Genomic DNA, 14,317 nt, shown 5'->3' on the forward strand with positions numbered 1-14,317 from the left:
TCAGCGTCGGCGGTAGCGGCGCGGGCGCACGGTCTGCGGCGGGTTCAGCCGGCCCCCGGGGTACTGCCGCGCCCGGCGGCCCCGGACCGGCGGAGGTACGGCGGGCGCCGCATACAGCGCCGCCCTCAGCCGGACCGCATCGGTGATCCGCTCCAGGAGCTCCGGGGTGAGATCCGGGATCGGGTGGACCATGACGAGGGTCTCCGTGCATAGGCGACCGACTCCGTTCATCCTCGTCCCTCTCCCCCACCGCCAGGGCGTAGCCGTCGGTCGTGTCCCAGCCGGTGCAACCGCGGCTTCGGCCCGGTCCACCCGGCGGTCCGCAGGACGAAGGAGTGGGTGGGCTCCACTGAGAGGGCCCCATCGGGTGGGCTCCACCCCGTGGACGCGCTCGGAGAAGTGGAGGAAGCGGGCGGATCCGAAGGGCTCGCCACACTCTCATGACGGTGGACTCCGCTCTCCATGGGAGTGGGCGCCGCCCGTGGAGAGCGGAGTCCACTCAGTGGCTCACTCCTCCGTCTCCGGGGCCAGGCCGCTCGGGACGCTGTCCGCGCTGCTGGTCCTCGAGGACCGGTTTGAGAGTAGGAGCTTCGGGGCGGTGGGAGTAGCGCTCCCGGAGCGTCTTGCCGCGCGTCGTCATTTCTTCGATGCGGGCCTGGATGTTACTTATCTGCTCGGCGGTCAGATCCTCCGTGCCCTTCCCGGCACGCGTCTCCTGGAACGCGCGCAGCCGCTCCATATCCTCCGCTGGCTCGTGCTCGGTCTTAGAAGCCGTTGTCTTTCCGAGAGTGACGGGTGCGTTTGAGCTGGTCAGGCATAGGGCCGGTGTTTCGGCGGCAGAGACGAGGTGTTGTGTCGTCTCTGCGGTGGAGGTGCCGGGATGCATGCCGTCGGTAGGGCCTCCTGGTCTGCTCAAGGTATCGACAACCCCGAGCTGCACCAGAGGCCCTGCCTTCATGCACGGACAGACCGAAGGTCGCCTGGCTCTGTTCACGGAAACGGGCAGCGTTTGTTCACGTCTTCGGGAGGCACTGCTCACCTCGTAAGGAATCGAACAGAGTCTGAGTATCAGTGACGCCCTGCGATGGTGCGGCCGGCTGTTCAGCGGGGGCGGTGACACATTCACCGTCGTTCGGAGGGTAGCGCGCCGGGACGGTCAGTGGCGGGTGATGGCGACGGTGAGTCCGAGGCCGATCAGGGCGATGCCGCCCGCGCCGCCGATCATCGACAGGCGGCGGTCGGAGCCGGCGAGCCAGGTCCGGGCGGCCGAGGCGCCCAGGCCCCAGACGGTGTCGCAGATCAGGCCAATGCCAGCCGGAATCAGGCCGAGGACCATCATCTGCAGCGAGATGTTCCCGGCGTCGTGGTTGACGAACTGCGGCAGGACGGCGGCGAAGAAGACCAGGCCCTTGGGGTTGGTGGCGCCCACCAGCAGACCGTCCAGAACGGTGCGCAGATCGCCGCGCCGTTCGCCCTCCTCGGTCGTCAGGTCGGCCCGCAGCCGGCCGCGGTGGCGGTACGCCTGGACGCCGAGGTAGACGAGGTAGACGGCACCGGCCAGCTTCACGGCGGTGAACACGGTGGCCGAGCTCTGGACCAGGGAGCCGACGCCGAGGGCGACGGCCAGGACGAGGACGCAGCAGCCCAGGAGGTTGCCCAGGACGGTGGCGAGCGCGGTACGGCGGCCGTGGGCGAGGGCGCGGCCGACGACGAACAGGACGCTCGGGCCAGGGATCGCGATCACGACGAAGGACATCGCGGCGAACGCAAGAAGGCTTTCGGTACTCACCATGAGCCGGGACTTCCTGATCTGTGCCGCACAGCCGGAAGAGGCTGCGCGCGGTGCGTGTGCTGTACGAGGCACGGAGCCGGCGTGCGGGCGGGGCGGCTACCGGGAGAGAGAAACCGCCCGGGCGCGCGGAAGGCGGGCCAGGGCGGCGGAGCCGATCTGGAGGGTGCGGTCGGCCGCTCCGGCACCGCAGTAAACGGGCCGGTCCGGTTCGGCAACCGCGGTGTCGATCAAACACGGCACCCCCGCCCGGTGGCTGACCGGCGGCACGCCCCCGGGCACCAGGCCCTCCGCGGCAAGCAGACCGGCGTCCGCCGTGTGCAACCGGGAGCGACTGGTGCCGAGGGCGGCCGCCAGGCGGGCGAAGTCCACCCGGTCCTCCGTCCGTAGTGCCACGAGCAGCAGCGGGGTGCCCGGGGCGGTGAAGGCGAGCGTCTTGACCGTCTGCGACCAGGGGAAGGGCAGGGCCTGGCGCTCAGCGACGCTGTACGCGACGGCGTGCTCGTGAACGGTGTACGTACAGCCGTCGGCGTCCAGCACGGCTCGCCAGGGCGATTCGGGCGTAGTCATGGGGACCTGCGGCTTTCGGCTCGGCGGTAGGGAGAGTCGACCCGCGGCCAGAGGGTGCGCGGTCTGGGCCTGAGCCTGATGGACGCGGCGAGACCAGATCAACTGATTGTGAAATCCTGCAATCGTGATCACCCTGCGCTTCGCCGAGACGGCCGAGGAGGACATCGCCTTCTCCGTCTCACCGCTCCTCGAAGCCGTCCACTCCTGGCACGTCCTGATCAACCCCGGCCACCACGCCCTGCACGTGCCCTGGGTCCGTCAGTGCCGCCGGCTGCCCGCAGCCCTGCGCCGACGGATGCGCGAGCACGGCTTCCTCGTGGCCGACCACATCCCCGCCCTCTTCGAAAGCCGCGCCGGTGATCACGATGCCGACTTCGCAAGCCAGCTCGCGGCCGTACGGACGCTGCCGCCCGCTCTGCTGGCCGCCGAACTCGCCCAAACCCTCCTCGACACCACCCGCCACACCGGAGACGACCTCGTCACCGACCCCGCCACCCGCGACACGGTCCTCGCCCAGTACCGGGAGCGCGATCCCGGCCGGACGGCACGGCTGGAGAGCATCCTCAGCGACCCCCTCCCCGTCCTCGACGACGCGCTCGCCGTGCTGGAGGACTACTGGGACGCCACCTTCGCCGACGAGTGGGAGCGCGTCGAGCCCTCCCTGTACGAGTCGATCGCCCGCGCGGGAGTCCGGATCGCCCACCAGGGCCTGTTCCCGATGCTCCGCACCCTAGCCCCTCAGATCCGGGTCGACCCCGGCCGGCGAACACTTCGGCTCGACCGCCCACACGACCACGACATCACCGTCACCCGCGAGCGCCCGGTGACGTTCACCGCCAGCCACTACGTCTGGCCCCACGTCCGCGTCACCTGCGACAAACCCTGGCCCCTGCGGATCACCTACCCCGCCCCGCCCCTCGCCCCCACCCTCCGGCCCACCAATCAGGAAGACACCCTCACCGCGCTCCGCGCCCTGGCCGCCGCCCCACGCCTGCAGATCATCACCCACCTCGCCGCCCAGAGCCGCAGCACCCAGGAACTCGCCACCCTCCTCGGCCTGTCCCCCTCCGTGACCTCCCGCCACCTCCACCAACTCACCCAGGCAGGACTCACCACCACCCGACGCGAGGGCTATTACGTCCTCTACACCCTGAACCCCGCCCGCCTCGACCAGATCGCCACCGCCCTGACCACCCTCACCCCCAAGCCCGCTGACTGAACCTGCCACAGCCCCGACAACCAGCCACGCGCGCCGGCACCGGCTGCCCCCAACCTCATGAATATCGAACACTGCACTGCCGGCCTGCTGCCCAAACTCGTGAACAGCCGCTGTCACACCTCGTGAACAAAGCCAATCGCCCGACCGAGCGGCCGCACTCGAACCCATGCTCACCCAGATCGATACGACAACAGCTTCTGAGAACACCGGCCACCGGCTTCCCTGGCAAGCATGTTCGGGAGCCACTTAGACAGCGGCACGGGGAGCCACCTCCGGGACTACCGGACAGGTCTTCAAGCCTCAGAGGAAGCCTGCCCGCGGCTTCGAAATCGGGCCGGACGGCCGGGCCAACGACGTGGCACCCCGGTGGCGCGCCTGATATCCGGTGGACCCTCCGAAGGTTCAGATAACGCGCAACACCCCGATCGCGGCCAGAGCCACCGCAGGGGTCGCACCCACGGCCTCATGCCACATCGGTCTTCTCCCCCCTCTGCTGAGCTGCGACCAACGCGAGCCCACCGATCCCGATGACGAGCCATCCGCCGGACACCGGTTGGAGCGCAGCTATCAGCGCGCCCATGGCCAGCAGCCAAAAATCGAGTTGGGATGGAAGGCTGCCAACCGTCCGCAAAATCCACTGGGTGAGCGTGCCCAAAGCGGCAAGCGCCAGGCCGCATACCGTGAACCACAACACCAAGGTCCGATCATCATGGGAGCCGACCGCTCCGATGACGCCAGCCTTCGTGATGTCGCCCCAGAAGCTGAACGCGCCGACGACGCCGACGACGGCGACGATCGAGTGCATCCCGGCGGCGACGAGCAGGAGGCTCGGAACCCACCTCAGCAGGCCCCTCGCAGCCGGTATCGGGGATTCCGAAGAGATCGAGAGAGTCATGGCGCTGGTCCCTTCCAAGGGATCCGGCGCATCAGCCGATTTCCGGCGGATTGGACGACAACAAGAGTTCGTACATGCCGACGACCTCGGTCGGCGGGAGCGGCGGCGTCAGCTGTCCGGCCCCAATGAGGACCACGTACAGCAACTTCGCCATGCGGTCCGGATCGGCGAAGCTGGCCTGCTCACACAAGGTCCGCAGGTACACGGTCCTGGTCTCGTCGACGCGAGCCTGGACGGCTTGGCCTCAGGGTCCTGCGATGCGGAGCGGGAGCTGGCATCGGCGGGCGGCGACCGGGTGCGACTGATCCTGCGTGGCCTCCTGACGCGGCAGCCGCACCGAAGCCAGGGCTCGTCGCACCCTGTCCGCGTCGACCCGGCCCTGGGCGAGCGCGGCATAGAGCCCTCCGCGACCACGACAGCGTTCGCTCACCAGCGACAGCTCAGCCAGCGACCTCACCGGCCCGTCCCCGCACGAAACCGCGTCGGCCAGCTCGAACAGGGCGTCCGAACGGCCGACAAAACAGGAGGAGAACTCACCCCGGAAACGCGACAGTTCCGCCAACACCTCTCTGCGGACATCGTGATGCAGCAGGCTCATCCCCACGGCCTTCATGCTGTGCGGCTTTGTGGGGGAGTTTCAAGAACGTCTGCCGCTCAGCAGCGAGAACGCCCGGTTCCACGGGAGAGTGATGTCGTTGAGTTCTGGAAACACCCGGGTGCTTGTTTCGGGACCATGGTTGTGCTCTGCACGACGAGGGACCCAGGTGCTGCCGAAGCCCAAGGTCGATTGAGCCCGTCACTTGCTCTCTCTCGCAGACGAGTTCTAGGGTCGGACGCCTCACCGTTTTTCCCCTGGAAGTGTTCATGCCTCGCCGGCCACCGGGCGAGATCAGAGCACAGCTGCCGCGACGCCACACGCACCGTCGGCGGACACCCGTGATCCGTGGAGTGTCCGCCTCGGCAAACAGGCAGATCGCCGTCTTCGAGCGCGATCGCGGCCTTCCCTCAGGCGAGGTCGCACACGCATTTCGCCGCTGGAATGCCACCACTCGTCGGCCACGCGGGAAAGCCGATCCGTTCTACGAACGCAACGACACAGCCCTCCGCAGCGACGACCACCACGTCCGCACCCTGCTGGAAGTCGCGCTCCACGCCTTGCACAGAAAGGCGCGACGTGAGTTGAGCACGGTCGTCGGTCCCGCAGACGAACGCGTCCTCCGGCGCACGCTCAACAACCCCTTCGCAGACCCGGGCCTCCCCTGGTGGACGCGTCGAATCGGTGCCTGAACACCCAATTGTTCCTACTTCTGACGACACTCCCCCGGCTCTCAGACCAGACCTGCTGCCAGCAACCGCCGACATCCGTTCCTAGATCTCACCTACGCAGCCATGCTGAGCGTGTGTGTTCCTTGGTCGGAGCACATGTCCAGACGAAGGCCGCTTGCATGCCTGTCGGCTACCAAACCGAGTGATCAAGTGCGACGCACCGCTCGACGATGCATCTTAAAGATCAAGCTGGCGCCGAACTCCCCTGCCTCTGCCGACAATGACGACGTTGCGGCTATCCGCTTGAAGCCTTCTCCCAGGCTTCGAGGATCGCGACAGGGATGCGAGCGCGGCCGGGAACGTCGTAGCCGTGGGCCCGTGCCCAAGTGCGGATGTCGTTTGCGTCTGCCGTCCTGCCCGCCGGCGGCTGCGGCGCCGTGTCGACCGGTGCGGGTGTCGGGGCGGGTGTGGTGGGGGTGAAGAAGGCTCCTTGGGTAAGGAAGCTGTCGGGGAAAAGAGGGACTGTTTCGCGACCTGAGAGGACCGCGGTGAGGAAGTCCGCGAGGCCGCCACCGTAGGCATACCACCGCGGCCCCCGGGCCTCGTTCGCAGCGATGGTCCACTCCTCCGGAACACCGGCAGGATCGGTGAGCCAAAAGAGGTACTCGCCGTTGTCCGTCACGCCCATCGCGAAAAGGTGCCTGGGGTCATGAGGGACCGGGTGGGTGCCGCTGTCACGGTCGTGCTGGAGCCGGGTACGGACCGCGACCGGCATGGAACCGGTGGTCGGCGTCGGGGCCCGCCTTCGGTGAGCGCCGGCGGGTGTCGGTCGGGTCGGGGTGGGCCCAGCGGGCGGTATAGAGGCGGTAGTTCGCCAGCAGGCCGCGTATGGTCTTCAGCTCGCTGATGGCCAGGCAGTAGGTGTCGATCCCGCGTCCACGATCTGCTCGTCCAGGCCTGCTTCGCGGCGGCGGCCACGTTGGGCCAGGGCGAGGAAGCGGCGGGCCTCGGCAAACAGGTGGCGACGGTGAAAGCGGCCGTCGTCGCTCATCACAAACACCATCGCCGCAACACCGAGGGCCGCCAGAGCAGCCTCCAGGGTCTCGGCGGCACGGGCCCGGATCGCAGCCGGCCGCGGCCCGGGCCCGCTCCAGAAGCGTCTCGACGAAGTGGGCAGCACCTCCGGGGAACTCCCGTGCGCTCTCCCTCCAGCCGGCGCGCAGCTGGACGAGGGAGCGGGCCTTCGGCTTCGGGGCGGGTTTTGCGGGCGGCGATCCGGGCCGGCTCCGGGCGGGAACGGCGTTCCCGTCGGCGTACCGGGGAGCCGGATCCCGCCTCGTACCGCCGTACGACACCCCCGTGTCCCGGACAGGGCCGCTCCTGTCCGGGACAACGGCCGTCCCTTGCCCCGGCGCCCGCCCCGCCCGGACGCTGGATCGCAGCCCTCCCCACCGATGGACCGACGAAGGGATACACCCATGTCCGCACCCCCCGTCGCCGCCCGCATCGCCCTGGCGGCACTGCTGCTCGCCGCGCCGGCCGCCGTGGCCGCTCCGGCCAGGGCGGCGACCCCGGCCGCCGACTGCCCGTGGTACCAGGGCGCGCCGCCGAGCAACCTGAACCCGTACAGCAGCACGGACTACGCCGCCGGCAGCGCGCCCATCCGGGTCGGCCCCTACGGTGCCTGCACCGCCGTCTCCACCAAACCGTCCGGGACGGCGATCACGGTGAACTGCTACATCACCAACAGCTACGGCAACACCTGGTCGTACGTCCGCGGCAGCGGCTGGGTCTACGACGGGAACCTGCGCAACGGCGGCTCCACGCACCCCTGCCGTTTCTGATCCTTCTCCCGGCACCACATGAATCACCAGATGCCCTCTCCGGTGGATGCACACGGCCACACCGGCACGCGCCGAACGGCCCGCACCAACTCGGTGCGGGCCGTTCGGCGTGTGACGGGAGGGACCGGTGCCGCCACGCAGCCCACGCTTCGGCCACACATGACTGCATGCCGATAATCGTGCAGCGGCGAGCCGCGCCGCGATACTGGGCCGGTGAGCGAACCCACGGCTGAGTATGAAACGAATACCGAAGCGTTGGAGCGAAGGGTCTACCTCGGTCTGCGCGAGGACAGCCTCGACCCGCAGGATGTCGTCGCCCTCGCCTGCGAACTACTCGACTGCTTCCAGTACACCGATGCCATCCTGGAGGTCGTCGAGCGGAAGCCGGCCGACGTGCCGGCGGCGGAAATGACCGCACTGGCCCGGCGCATCCTGGACGACGTGGGCTTCGATCCCGGCTTCGACCTCGCCCCCGAACGTTTGGAGACGTTGCGCGCCGCGCTGCGGATCATAGCCCGCGACCTGCCCACGCGTGGGATCCGGGGCGAACCGGAGATCGAGGTCCTGGAGGACTATTTCCCGGTGGGAGCCGGTGTCCGCCTTGCCGACGGCAAACGGCTCGACTGGGGCGGCCACATCCTGCCGGACATGTGCGACGACCCGACCACGGCGCTGACCAATTTGACGATCATGATCCATGAAAGCCTCCTCGAATGGACCTGGCAGGTCTGGCCGGTGTGTCCTCGACATGCCCTCGGTGTCCACGGCTCGCAGAGAGATGGCACGGCCGTATGGTGGTGCGCGGGCGATGGCGGACACATGCTCGCGCCGGTCGGCGAACTCTCACACGCACTGGCGGATCAGTAAGTCCCAATAGTCCTGCCAGGTCAGGCTTTCCTCGCCCTTACGGCCGCGGTAGACGTGGAAGCCGTAGAACATCCGGGGCCGCGTCGGCCGCTCGCGGCCGGCGTCCGAGGGACGTGGGTCAGGGTGCGTTGCCGGTGTACTAGCAGCGGCAGGTGACGCCCGGTTTGCGCGGATCGCCGGGGTGCGGGTCGTGCAACGCCCCCGGCGTCGGCCCCGACCGGGGAGAGTTCCTCACGGAACCGAGGCCGGGGCGCGCGTTGGGCCGGCTCGCGCGGGTAAGGGGGCAGCATGGCGATGACGGGACGTCGTCGGGACGGGCGAGGAGAGCGAGGAGGCTGCTGTGGGAGCGCTGGCTGCGGGTGGTTGGGGTCTTCTCGCCGGCAGTGCGTTGCTGGTCGGTGCCGCGGTGGGCCTCTTCTTCCGGGTGCCGACGCGGTGGACCGCCCTGGTGATGGCTTTCGGCAGCGGCGTACTGATCTCGGCGGTCTCGTACGACCTGGTGGCGGAGGCGTACGACCGGGGCGGTCTGGCGCCGACGGTCCTGGGAGCACTGGGCGGGGCGGGGGTGTACTCCCTGGCGAACATGGCGCTCGCCCGGCGTGGCGCCCGCCACCGCAAGAGGTCGGGCGCCCAGCAGCCCTCCGAGCAGGACCAGCCGGGTTCGGGTGGTGCGATCGCTCTGGGCGCGCTGTTGGATGGCGTGCCCGAGTCGGTCGTGATCGGCACCGGTCTTCTCGGTGGTGGAAGCGTCGGAGTGGCCACCGTCGTCGCGGTTTTCCTCAGCAATCTTCCCGAAGGCCTGGCGAGCGCGGCGGGGATGCGGCAGGCCGGACGTGGCCGAAGCCACGTCATGGGCCTGTGGGCGGCGATCGCGCTGGTTTCGGGCCTGTCCGCGCTGGCCGGCTACACCGTCCTGGGCGGGGCCTCGGAAACCACCCTGGCGGCCATCACCGCCGTGGCCGCCGGAGCGATCCTGGCGATGATCGCGGACACGATGATCCCGGAGGCCTTCGAGAACGCTCATCTCCTGGCCGGCGTCACCACGGTCGTCGGCTTCCTCCTGGCCTTCACGCTGTCGCACCTCTGAGCCTCTGCGCAGATCGGCTGCGCACGTCCGCCGTATGTCCGGACCGGTGAACACAGTCGCCAGTCCGTCACGACCTGACAGCGCCGGCTACCAGGCCACGCGAGCCACACCACTGCCACCCAGATGACGACTCTCCACTGCCGCTCTCCCGCAGACCATCAGCCCGTTGGAGCCCCCCGGACGCGCCCCGGACTTCAACACGCGGCCGGAGCGCGGGCACGCGTCCGAACGGACCGCGTCGAATCTGCCGCCGCCGCGGAGGGCGGGCACGGGATGCTCTTCGCCCCCGTTTATCAGGTCAGGGCGTGGCCGTACGAAGCGGCCAGCGTCTCCAGGCCGGGGTCGCCGAACTGGGCGCGCAACGCTTGGAATGCCTCCACCTTGTCCTGGCCGAAACGGCTTACGTATGTGGAATAGGTTTCTGCGGTAACGAACTTCGGTGGCGTGGTCTTACTGTGGAATTTATCTGCGTACATCACCAGCCGCTCTTCCGGCGTGACGGCAACGTAGTCGGCGGGCGGGAGAGGCAGACCTTGGGCGAGCACATCCTCCTTGCTCAGCCCGACTCCGGTGTGACACGAGCAGAACCGGCACAATTCCTCGGGCAACCCCTCGGCTTGAAGGATTTCGTGTCCCAGCAGCCCGTGGCGTACATAGTTCCGCCCGTCGATGCGTCCCTCTGCGTCGTACAGGCGGTACACCCCGATGTCGTGGAGTAGGCATCCCGCTCTCACCAACTCGGCATCTACGCCCCAACCCGAGAGGGAGATGATGCTCTCAGCCACCTTCCAGACGATTTCGCAGTGCGTGAAGACGAGATCGAATGCTTCTTCATGAGGAGAGTACTTCTGGTGCATCGCGCGGATTTCGTCCACCGAAGGGATATCCATCCCGGTAGCATAGCCAACCCGGCTGCGCATGCAGGCGATGTCACCTGTCCTGGCGTCTGCGTGCTGACGTGTCGCAGCTGGTGGGGGCGATGGCCGACTCCGCCGGAGGCCGACGGAAGAGGGGTGGCGGTCCTGTCCGACCATTAGCCCGGAGACGTGGTTCCACGAGGCAGAAACATGCCTTGACTACCCTCCGTCCAGCATCATAGCTCCAGGGAATTGGGCCATGTTCACGATCCTTTGGATACTTCCTGAAGGGAATTGATGAGGCATCCCGTCAAGAGGTCGTCTCGTTTGGTGCTGGAGAGAGCTCTTGTGGCTTTATCGACGACGCACGACAGCAGTTGTTCACGACCGCAGAAGGCACTTGCCGCGTCCGGATCTCGATGTCGGCGAGAACGGGTCCTGGCTCAAATTCCGTGGTGTCGATCCGAATCTTGAGGCCGGGGGCGGCGAACGCCGGGAGCCGTCAGGTCAGAGGCTTGGCCCGAGACAGACACAAGGCCGGTCGACGTACCTCCACAGAAGTTGAGCCAGACCCCAAACTCGTGAACAGAGCCACGGGGATCAACCCGCCGGTCGTGACGATGGACGTCCGGCCCGCGGAGGTGGTGAAATTGGCGTCGAACGCTCTGCTTGCCACGAGGATCGGCTTCGCGAACGAGATCGCGAAGCCGTGCGAGGACACCGGGGTGGACGCGATGGAGGCCCTGGGCGCAGTCGGGCTCGATCGCCGGCTCGGTCCCCCTTTCCTGTGCCCGGGGATCGGGTGGGGCGGCCCGTGCTTCCCGAAGGACTCCGAGGCTCTGCGACAGCTCGCGAGCAACACCGGCTTCCACCCGATGCCGCTGTCGGCGGTGATCGACATGAACGACATCCAGAAGCGGCGGGCGATCCAGAAGCTGAAGGACGTCCTGGGTGATCAGGCCGGCCGGGATGTCATCCTGCTGGGGATGGCGTTCAAGCCGGGCACGGACGACATGCGCGAAGCGCCGTCTACGCTCCTCGCGTCGCGGCTCCTCGTCGAGGGCGGGGTGCCGGGAGCCGCTGGCCATGCCCTATGAGGCGGAGCCGTGGATGTCGGCGGCCCGGTACGCGAGCCCGGAGGAGGCGCTGAACGGTGCGGACGCAGCGGTCGTGGTCACGGAGTGGGCGCAGCCGAAGGACGTCGACCGGGCGCGGGTGGCCGACGGTGTCACCGGCCAGGCGGGCGATGGTGTCGGTGTTGCAAGTCCGCGGAAGGTCTGACCGACCGGCAGACCGCGCGCGGTCCGCTCGCGTCTGGACTGGAAGTGCGCCTTGTCGTGGGAGCTGACCGACACCGGGTTCGACTTCTCGGTGCTCAGCGAGTTCCGTGCCCGGCTGGACGAGGCAGATGCGGGCCAGACGGTGTTCGACGCGATGCTGCGGGCGGCATCGGAGGCCGCCTGTCACGGTCGGTGGCCGGCACGCTGCCGGTGACCAGCTGGGCGGCCGGTGACCAGCGGGGTGGCCGGTGACCAGCGGGGCGGCCGGTGACCAGCGGGTCGGCCGACGGCCGTGCACGCGCAGCGCGTGTCAGGGCCTGGTGAACGGGGCCGGGGCGGGACTCCCCCGTGTGTCAGGATGCAGTGATGGACGACCTCACAAGCGCCTGGTTACGCGTCGAGACCTGGCTCCGCGAGCACCAGTGCACAACCGTCCTCGACCGGTTGCATCCGCCCGCCTCCGCGGAGGACGTCCGTTCCCTCCAGGCCGTCATCCCGTACCCGCTCCACCCGCACCTCGTGCAGTGGCTCGGAATCCACGGCGGCGCCCCCGTTCCCGACGCCCCCATCTGGCCGAGCGGCCACGTCCCGTACGACCTCGACATGATCGGGGGCGGCCCGGAGTACATGGAGGAGATGCTCGAGGAGTTCATCGAACAGCGTGACGAGGATCCCGAGCACTGGGTCCTGGACCCATGGGCGGACCCGCTGTGGCTCCCCGTCGCCAGTACGAACACCGGAGTGACCCTCCTCATCGACCACCGGCCCGGCGCCGTCTACGGCAACATCATCGAGATCGACCACGGGGCCGCCGAGGTCACTGCGGTCCGCTGGAAGGACCTGACGGAGATGATCGGCCTGATGGCCGAATCCCTGGAGTCCGGATCCCCCCTGCCGTACTCGGGCACGTACGTGCGCGTTCCCCGGCTGGACGAGGACCCGCCCCGCCACCTCTCATGGAAGCTGGAGGAGATCCGGGGCCAGGTCGTGTCTCTCGTCTCCGCGACCAGACGATGATGGCCGCCGGCACGGCTGCGGAGCGTTAGGCGATCGCGAGTTCGTCGTAACGGGTGGCCAGACCCCGCCACTGCTTGAGCAGGCTGAATGATCGTTCCACGACGTTCCTGCGCTTGTAGGTCTCGGTGTCCGGAGTCCGGGGGCGTCCACCGCTGCGGGCTTTCCTTTCGCGGTTGGCCTGCTGATCGGCTCGCTCGGGAATCACCGTACGGATGCCACGGACCGCGAGATCTGCGCGGACCTGCTTGGAGGAGTACGCCTTGTCTGCGAGCAGCGCGTCTGGTGCGGTGCGCGGCCTGCCAGGGCCAAGTCGCGGGACTCGGATGTCGCCCAGCAACAGAGGGAGGACCTGCGCGTCGTGGACTTGGCCAGGAGTGACTACGACGGCCAGCGGAAGCCGTTGCCGTCTACGGCATGATGAATCTTGGTCGTCAGACCGCCACTCGATCGACCTATGGCGTGGCCGGCCGGCTCGTCCCCGGTGGCAGGAGTTTCGCTTCTGCTCCGGCAGGTGACGGCTCTGGTGTCCTTCTCCGGCCGAGCCGTGTTCGTGGCGTGCTGGTGGGCCCGGTTGGTCGGCGAACGGGCGCCCTGCGGGGAGGCAGGGCGCCAGGCGGACCCGTTGCTCGTCGGCCAGCAGGCGCGTGCGCCCGCTCGTGGTCACCGCGGCTGGTAGGCGGTGGTCAGCACGGAGACAGTGACCTGATCGGGCAGGACGTCGCCGTCATTCAGGTCTGCACGCCTCACGTGGCGTGCACTCGCCGTCATCGCAACCAGGTCCAGGACATCCAACCTGGCCAGAGTCGCGGATTACTCCACCTGTTCGGTGACGACGGTCTCGAAGAAGGGGTTGAGCGCCCGATGCAGGCGCTGTTCCTTGGCCGGGTCGATCGTGACCATCGCAGGCAACCGCCCGCTCAGCATCGAGTACGCCGGCCAGGTAGTAGCCCGTGCCGCACCCCGCGTCCACCACCGTGCCCTGCTCAGACACGGCGTCGGCCGCCAGGCGGGCCCCGACTTCGCGGATGGGCGCGTAGGCGCCGGTAGACAGGAACCGGCCCCGGGCCTGGACCATGCCTGCGTCGTCACCGCTGGTGGCGCAGGTGCCCGTCAGCAGGCTGGCATAGCCGTGGCGGGCAATGTCGAAGGTATGGCTCACCGGGCAACGCAGTGCATCGTGGTCGGGGTGCAGGCGGCGCGTACGGCACGTCGGGCAGCGCAGCAGGTCGAGGGACAGATCGAGGGCAGGGGGGAGCGACACGGGCACGAGACACTCCTGGCAAGGGGGTGAAGGGGAGGGATCGCGCCTGCGCGATCAGAGCGTCATCACTGTCTCGGGAAGGAACGGGCAGCAAAGGGACGTGATTCACGTAGCAGGCACACCAAGGAGGGCGACGCCGGCCGGCATCGCCCTCAGCGCCTTCCGATCACAGGAAGCAGCAGTACGGGGGCTCATGAATGCCGCCTCATAAGTCTACGAGCACGGCGAAACCCTTCATGTCTCTGTGCCCAGGAGCTGGGATACACGACCTAGGGGGTGTCTTTCCGATCATCGGATCGTTGGTCTGATGGTGAGGGATGGGGAGATTTCTGACGCCGCATGGGCGGTGATCGCACCACTGCTGC

Annotated in this window: 16 protein-coding genes and 4 pseudogenes; 8 read left to right on the forward strand and 12 right to left on the reverse strand. The window is 68.4% G+C overall.

Features of this window, described 5'->3' with window-relative positions; genetic code table 11:
- The 4 genes from ABZ318_RS35735 to ABZ318_RS35750 form a co-directional block, all read right to left on the reverse strand.
- Nucleotides 1-231, reverse strand: coding sequence for a hypothetical protein (locus tag ABZ318_RS35735; protein WP_356906593.1), 231 nt, complete (start codon nt 229-231; stop codon nt 1-3).
- Between the two features lie 268 nt (nt 232-499).
- On the reverse strand, nt 500-886 hold the full coding sequence (locus ABZ318_RS35740; RefSeq protein ID WP_356906594.1) for a hypothetical protein: 387 nt from the start codon (nt 884-886) through the stop codon (nt 500-502).
- 270 nt (nt 887-1,156) lie between these two features.
- Nucleotides 1,157-1,792 (reverse strand): LysE family translocator, encoded by a 636-nt coding sequence (locus tag ABZ318_RS35745; RefSeq protein WP_356906595.1) that lies wholly within the window; start codon nt 1,790-1,792, stop codon nt 1,157-1,159.
- 96 nt (nt 1,793-1,888) lie between these two features.
- On the reverse strand, nt 1,889-2,359 hold the full coding sequence (locus tag ABZ318_RS35750) for a YbaK/EbsC family protein (protein ID WP_356906596.1): 471 nt from the start codon (nt 2,357-2,359) through the stop codon (nt 1,889-1,891).
- A 124-nt stretch (nt 2,360-2,483) separates the two neighbouring features.
- Between ABZ318_RS35750 and ABZ318_RS35755 the strand changes: the two genes are divergently transcribed.
- Nucleotides 2,484-3,578 carry a DUF5937 family protein gene (locus ABZ318_RS35755; protein ID WP_356906597.1) on the forward strand — a complete coding sequence of 365 codons (1,095 nt, stop codon included), beginning with the start codon at nt 2,484-2,486 and terminating at the stop codon, nt 3,576-3,578.
- Nucleotides 3,579-4,041: 463 nt separating this feature from the next.
- Here ABZ318_RS35755 and ABZ318_RS35760 read toward each other — a convergent pair whose 3' ends face one another.
- The 3 genes and pseudogenes from ABZ318_RS35760 to ABZ318_RS35770 all read right to left on the reverse strand — a co-directional run.
- Nucleotides 4,042-4,473, reverse strand: a complete 432-nt coding sequence (locus ABZ318_RS35760; RefSeq protein ID WP_356906598.1) for a DUF6463 family protein — start codon at nt 4,471-4,473, stop codon at nt 4,042-4,044.
- A 31-nt stretch (nt 4,474-4,504) separates the two neighbouring features.
- Nucleotides 4,505-4,678 (reverse strand): hypothetical protein, encoded by a 174-nt coding sequence (locus tag ABZ318_RS35765; RefSeq protein WP_356906599.1) that lies wholly within the window; start codon nt 4,676-4,678, stop codon nt 4,505-4,507.
- 117 nt (nt 4,679-4,795) lie between these two features.
- Nucleotides 4,796-5,071, reverse strand: a pseudogene (locus ABZ318_RS35770) (transposase); the annotation flags it as partial.
- Nucleotides 5,072-5,421: 350 nt separating this feature from the next.
- Between ABZ318_RS35770 and ABZ318_RS35775 the strand changes: the two are divergent.
- Entirely contained in the window at nt 5,422-5,760 is a 339-nt protein-coding gene (locus ABZ318_RS35775; RefSeq protein ID WP_356906600.1) for a hypothetical protein, read from the forward strand.
- Nucleotides 5,761-6,034: 274 nt separating this feature from the next.
- Here the strand turns inward: ABZ318_RS35775 and ABZ318_RS35780 are convergent, their stop codons facing one another.
- Both ABZ318_RS35780 and ABZ318_RS35785 read right to left on the reverse strand, forming a co-directional pair.
- Complete coding sequence (locus ABZ318_RS35780) at nt 6,035-6,427, reverse strand: histone-like nucleoid-structuring protein Lsr2 (protein WP_356906601.1); 393 nt, start codon at nt 6,425-6,427, stop codon at nt 6,035-6,037.
- Between the two features lie 207 nt (nt 6,428-6,634).
- The gene (locus ABZ318_RS35785) at nt 6,635-6,919 is read right to left on the reverse strand and encodes a hypothetical protein (RefSeq protein ID WP_356906602.1); all 285 of its coding nucleotides are present in this window, start codon (nt 6,917-6,919) and stop codon (nt 6,635-6,637) included.
- A 298-nt stretch (nt 6,920-7,217) separates the two neighbouring features.
- On the opposite strand from ABZ318_RS35785, the gene ABZ318_RS35790 reads away from it, so the two are divergent.
- The 3 genes from ABZ318_RS35790 to ABZ318_RS35800 all read left to right on the forward strand — a co-directional run bounded on the left by ABZ318_RS35790 (nt 7,218) and on the right by ABZ318_RS35800 (nt 9,537).
- Nucleotides 7,218-7,583 carry a hypothetical protein gene (locus tag ABZ318_RS35790; RefSeq protein ID WP_356906603.1) on the forward strand — a complete coding sequence of 122 codons (366 nt, stop codon included), beginning with the start codon at nt 7,218-7,220 and terminating at the stop codon, nt 7,581-7,583.
- 213 nt (nt 7,584-7,796) lie between these two features.
- Nucleotides 7,797-8,450 carry a hypothetical protein gene (locus ABZ318_RS35795; protein ID WP_356906604.1) on the forward strand — a complete coding sequence of 218 codons (654 nt, stop codon included), beginning with the start codon at nt 7,797-7,799 and terminating at the stop codon, nt 8,448-8,450.
- A 340-nt stretch (nt 8,451-8,790) separates the two neighbouring features.
- Nucleotides 8,791-9,537, forward strand: a complete 747-nt coding sequence (locus ABZ318_RS35800) for a ZIP family zinc transporter (RefSeq protein ID WP_356906605.1) — start codon at nt 8,791-8,793, stop codon at nt 9,535-9,537.
- A gap of 293 nt (nt 9,538-9,830) precedes the next feature.
- Here ABZ318_RS35800 and ABZ318_RS35805 read toward each other — a convergent pair whose 3' ends face one another.
- The gene (locus ABZ318_RS35805) at nt 9,831-10,427 is read right to left on the reverse strand and encodes an HD domain-containing protein (RefSeq protein WP_356906606.1); all 597 of its coding nucleotides are present in this window, start codon (nt 10,425-10,427) and stop codon (nt 9,831-9,833) included.
- 587 nt (nt 10,428-11,014) lie between these two features.
- Between ABZ318_RS35805 and ABZ318_RS35810 the strand changes: the two genes are divergently transcribed.
- The 3 genes and pseudogenes from ABZ318_RS35810 (at nt 11,015) to ABZ318_RS35820 (ending at nt 12,691) form a co-directional block, all read left to right on the forward strand.
- Nucleotides 11,015-11,491 (forward strand): hypothetical protein, encoded by a 477-nt coding sequence (locus ABZ318_RS35810; RefSeq protein WP_356906608.1) that lies wholly within the window; start codon nt 11,015-11,017, stop codon nt 11,489-11,491.
- Between the two features lie 140 nt (nt 11,492-11,631).
- A pseudogene (locus tag ABZ318_RS35815) lies at nt 11,632-11,792 on the forward strand (transposase); the annotation flags it as partial.
- Nucleotides 11,793-12,040: 248 nt separating this feature from the next.
- Nucleotides 12,041-12,691 carry an SMI1/KNR4 family protein gene (locus ABZ318_RS35820; protein WP_356906607.1) on the forward strand — a complete coding sequence of 217 codons (651 nt, stop codon included), beginning with the start codon at nt 12,041-12,043 and terminating at the stop codon, nt 12,689-12,691.
- Between the two features lie 25 nt (nt 12,692-12,716).
- Here ABZ318_RS35820 and ABZ318_RS35825 read toward each other — a convergent pair.
- Nucleotides 12,717-13,355: pseudogene (locus ABZ318_RS35825) on the reverse strand (IS5 family transposase).
- Nucleotides 13,352-13,958 (reverse strand): annotated as a pseudogene (locus tag ABZ318_RS35830) (putative RNA methyltransferase). The pseudogenes ABZ318_RS35825 and ABZ318_RS35830 overlap by 4 nt, the downstream one beginning before the upstream one ends.
- Nucleotides 13,959-14,317: the final 359 nt, after the last annotated feature.

Origin of the sequence: Streptomyces sp. NPDC006197 (assembly GCF_040613865.1) — a bacterium.
GTDB lineage: Bacteria > Actinomycetota > Actinomycetes > Streptomycetales > Streptomycetaceae > Streptomyces.

Coding starts and splice junctions, on each gene's coding strand:
- ABZ318_RS35810 (WP_356906608.1), top strand. CDS start 11,015: ATGGACGTCCGGCCCGCGGAGGTGGTGAAATTGGCGTCGAACGCTCTG.
- ABZ318_RS35735 (WP_356906593.1), bottom strand. CDS start 231: ATGAACGGAGTCGGTCGCCTATGCACGGAGACCCTCGTCATGGTCCAC.
- ABZ318_RS35740 (WP_356906594.1), bottom strand. CDS start 886: ATGCATCCCGGCACCTCCACCGCAGAGACGACACAACACCTCGTCTCT.
- ABZ318_RS35750 (WP_356906596.1), bottom strand. CDS start 2,359: ATGACTACGCCCGAATCGCCCTGGCGAGCCGTGCTGGACGCCGACGGC.
- ABZ318_RS35780 (WP_356906601.1), bottom strand. CDS start 6,427: ATGGGCGTGACGGACAACGGCGAGTACCTCTTTTGGCTCACCGATCCT.
- ABZ318_RS35790 (WP_356906603.1), top strand. CDS start 7,218: ATGTCCGCACCCCCCGTCGCCGCCCGCATCGCCCTGGCGGCACTGCTG.
- ABZ318_RS35820 (WP_356906607.1), top strand. CDS start 12,041: ATGGACGACCTCACAAGCGCCTGGTTACGCGTCGAGACCTGGCTCCGC.
- ABZ318_RS35745 (WP_356906595.1), bottom strand. CDS start 1,792: ATGGTGAGTACCGAAAGCCTTCTTGCGTTCGCCGCGATGTCCTTCGTC.
- ABZ318_RS35760 (WP_356906598.1), bottom strand. CDS start 4,473: ATGACTCTCTCGATCTCTTCGGAATCCCCGATACCGGCTGCGAGGGGC.
- ABZ318_RS35805 (WP_356906606.1), bottom strand. CDS start 10,427: ATGGATATCCCTTCGGTGGACGAAATCCGCGCGATGCACCAGAAGTAC.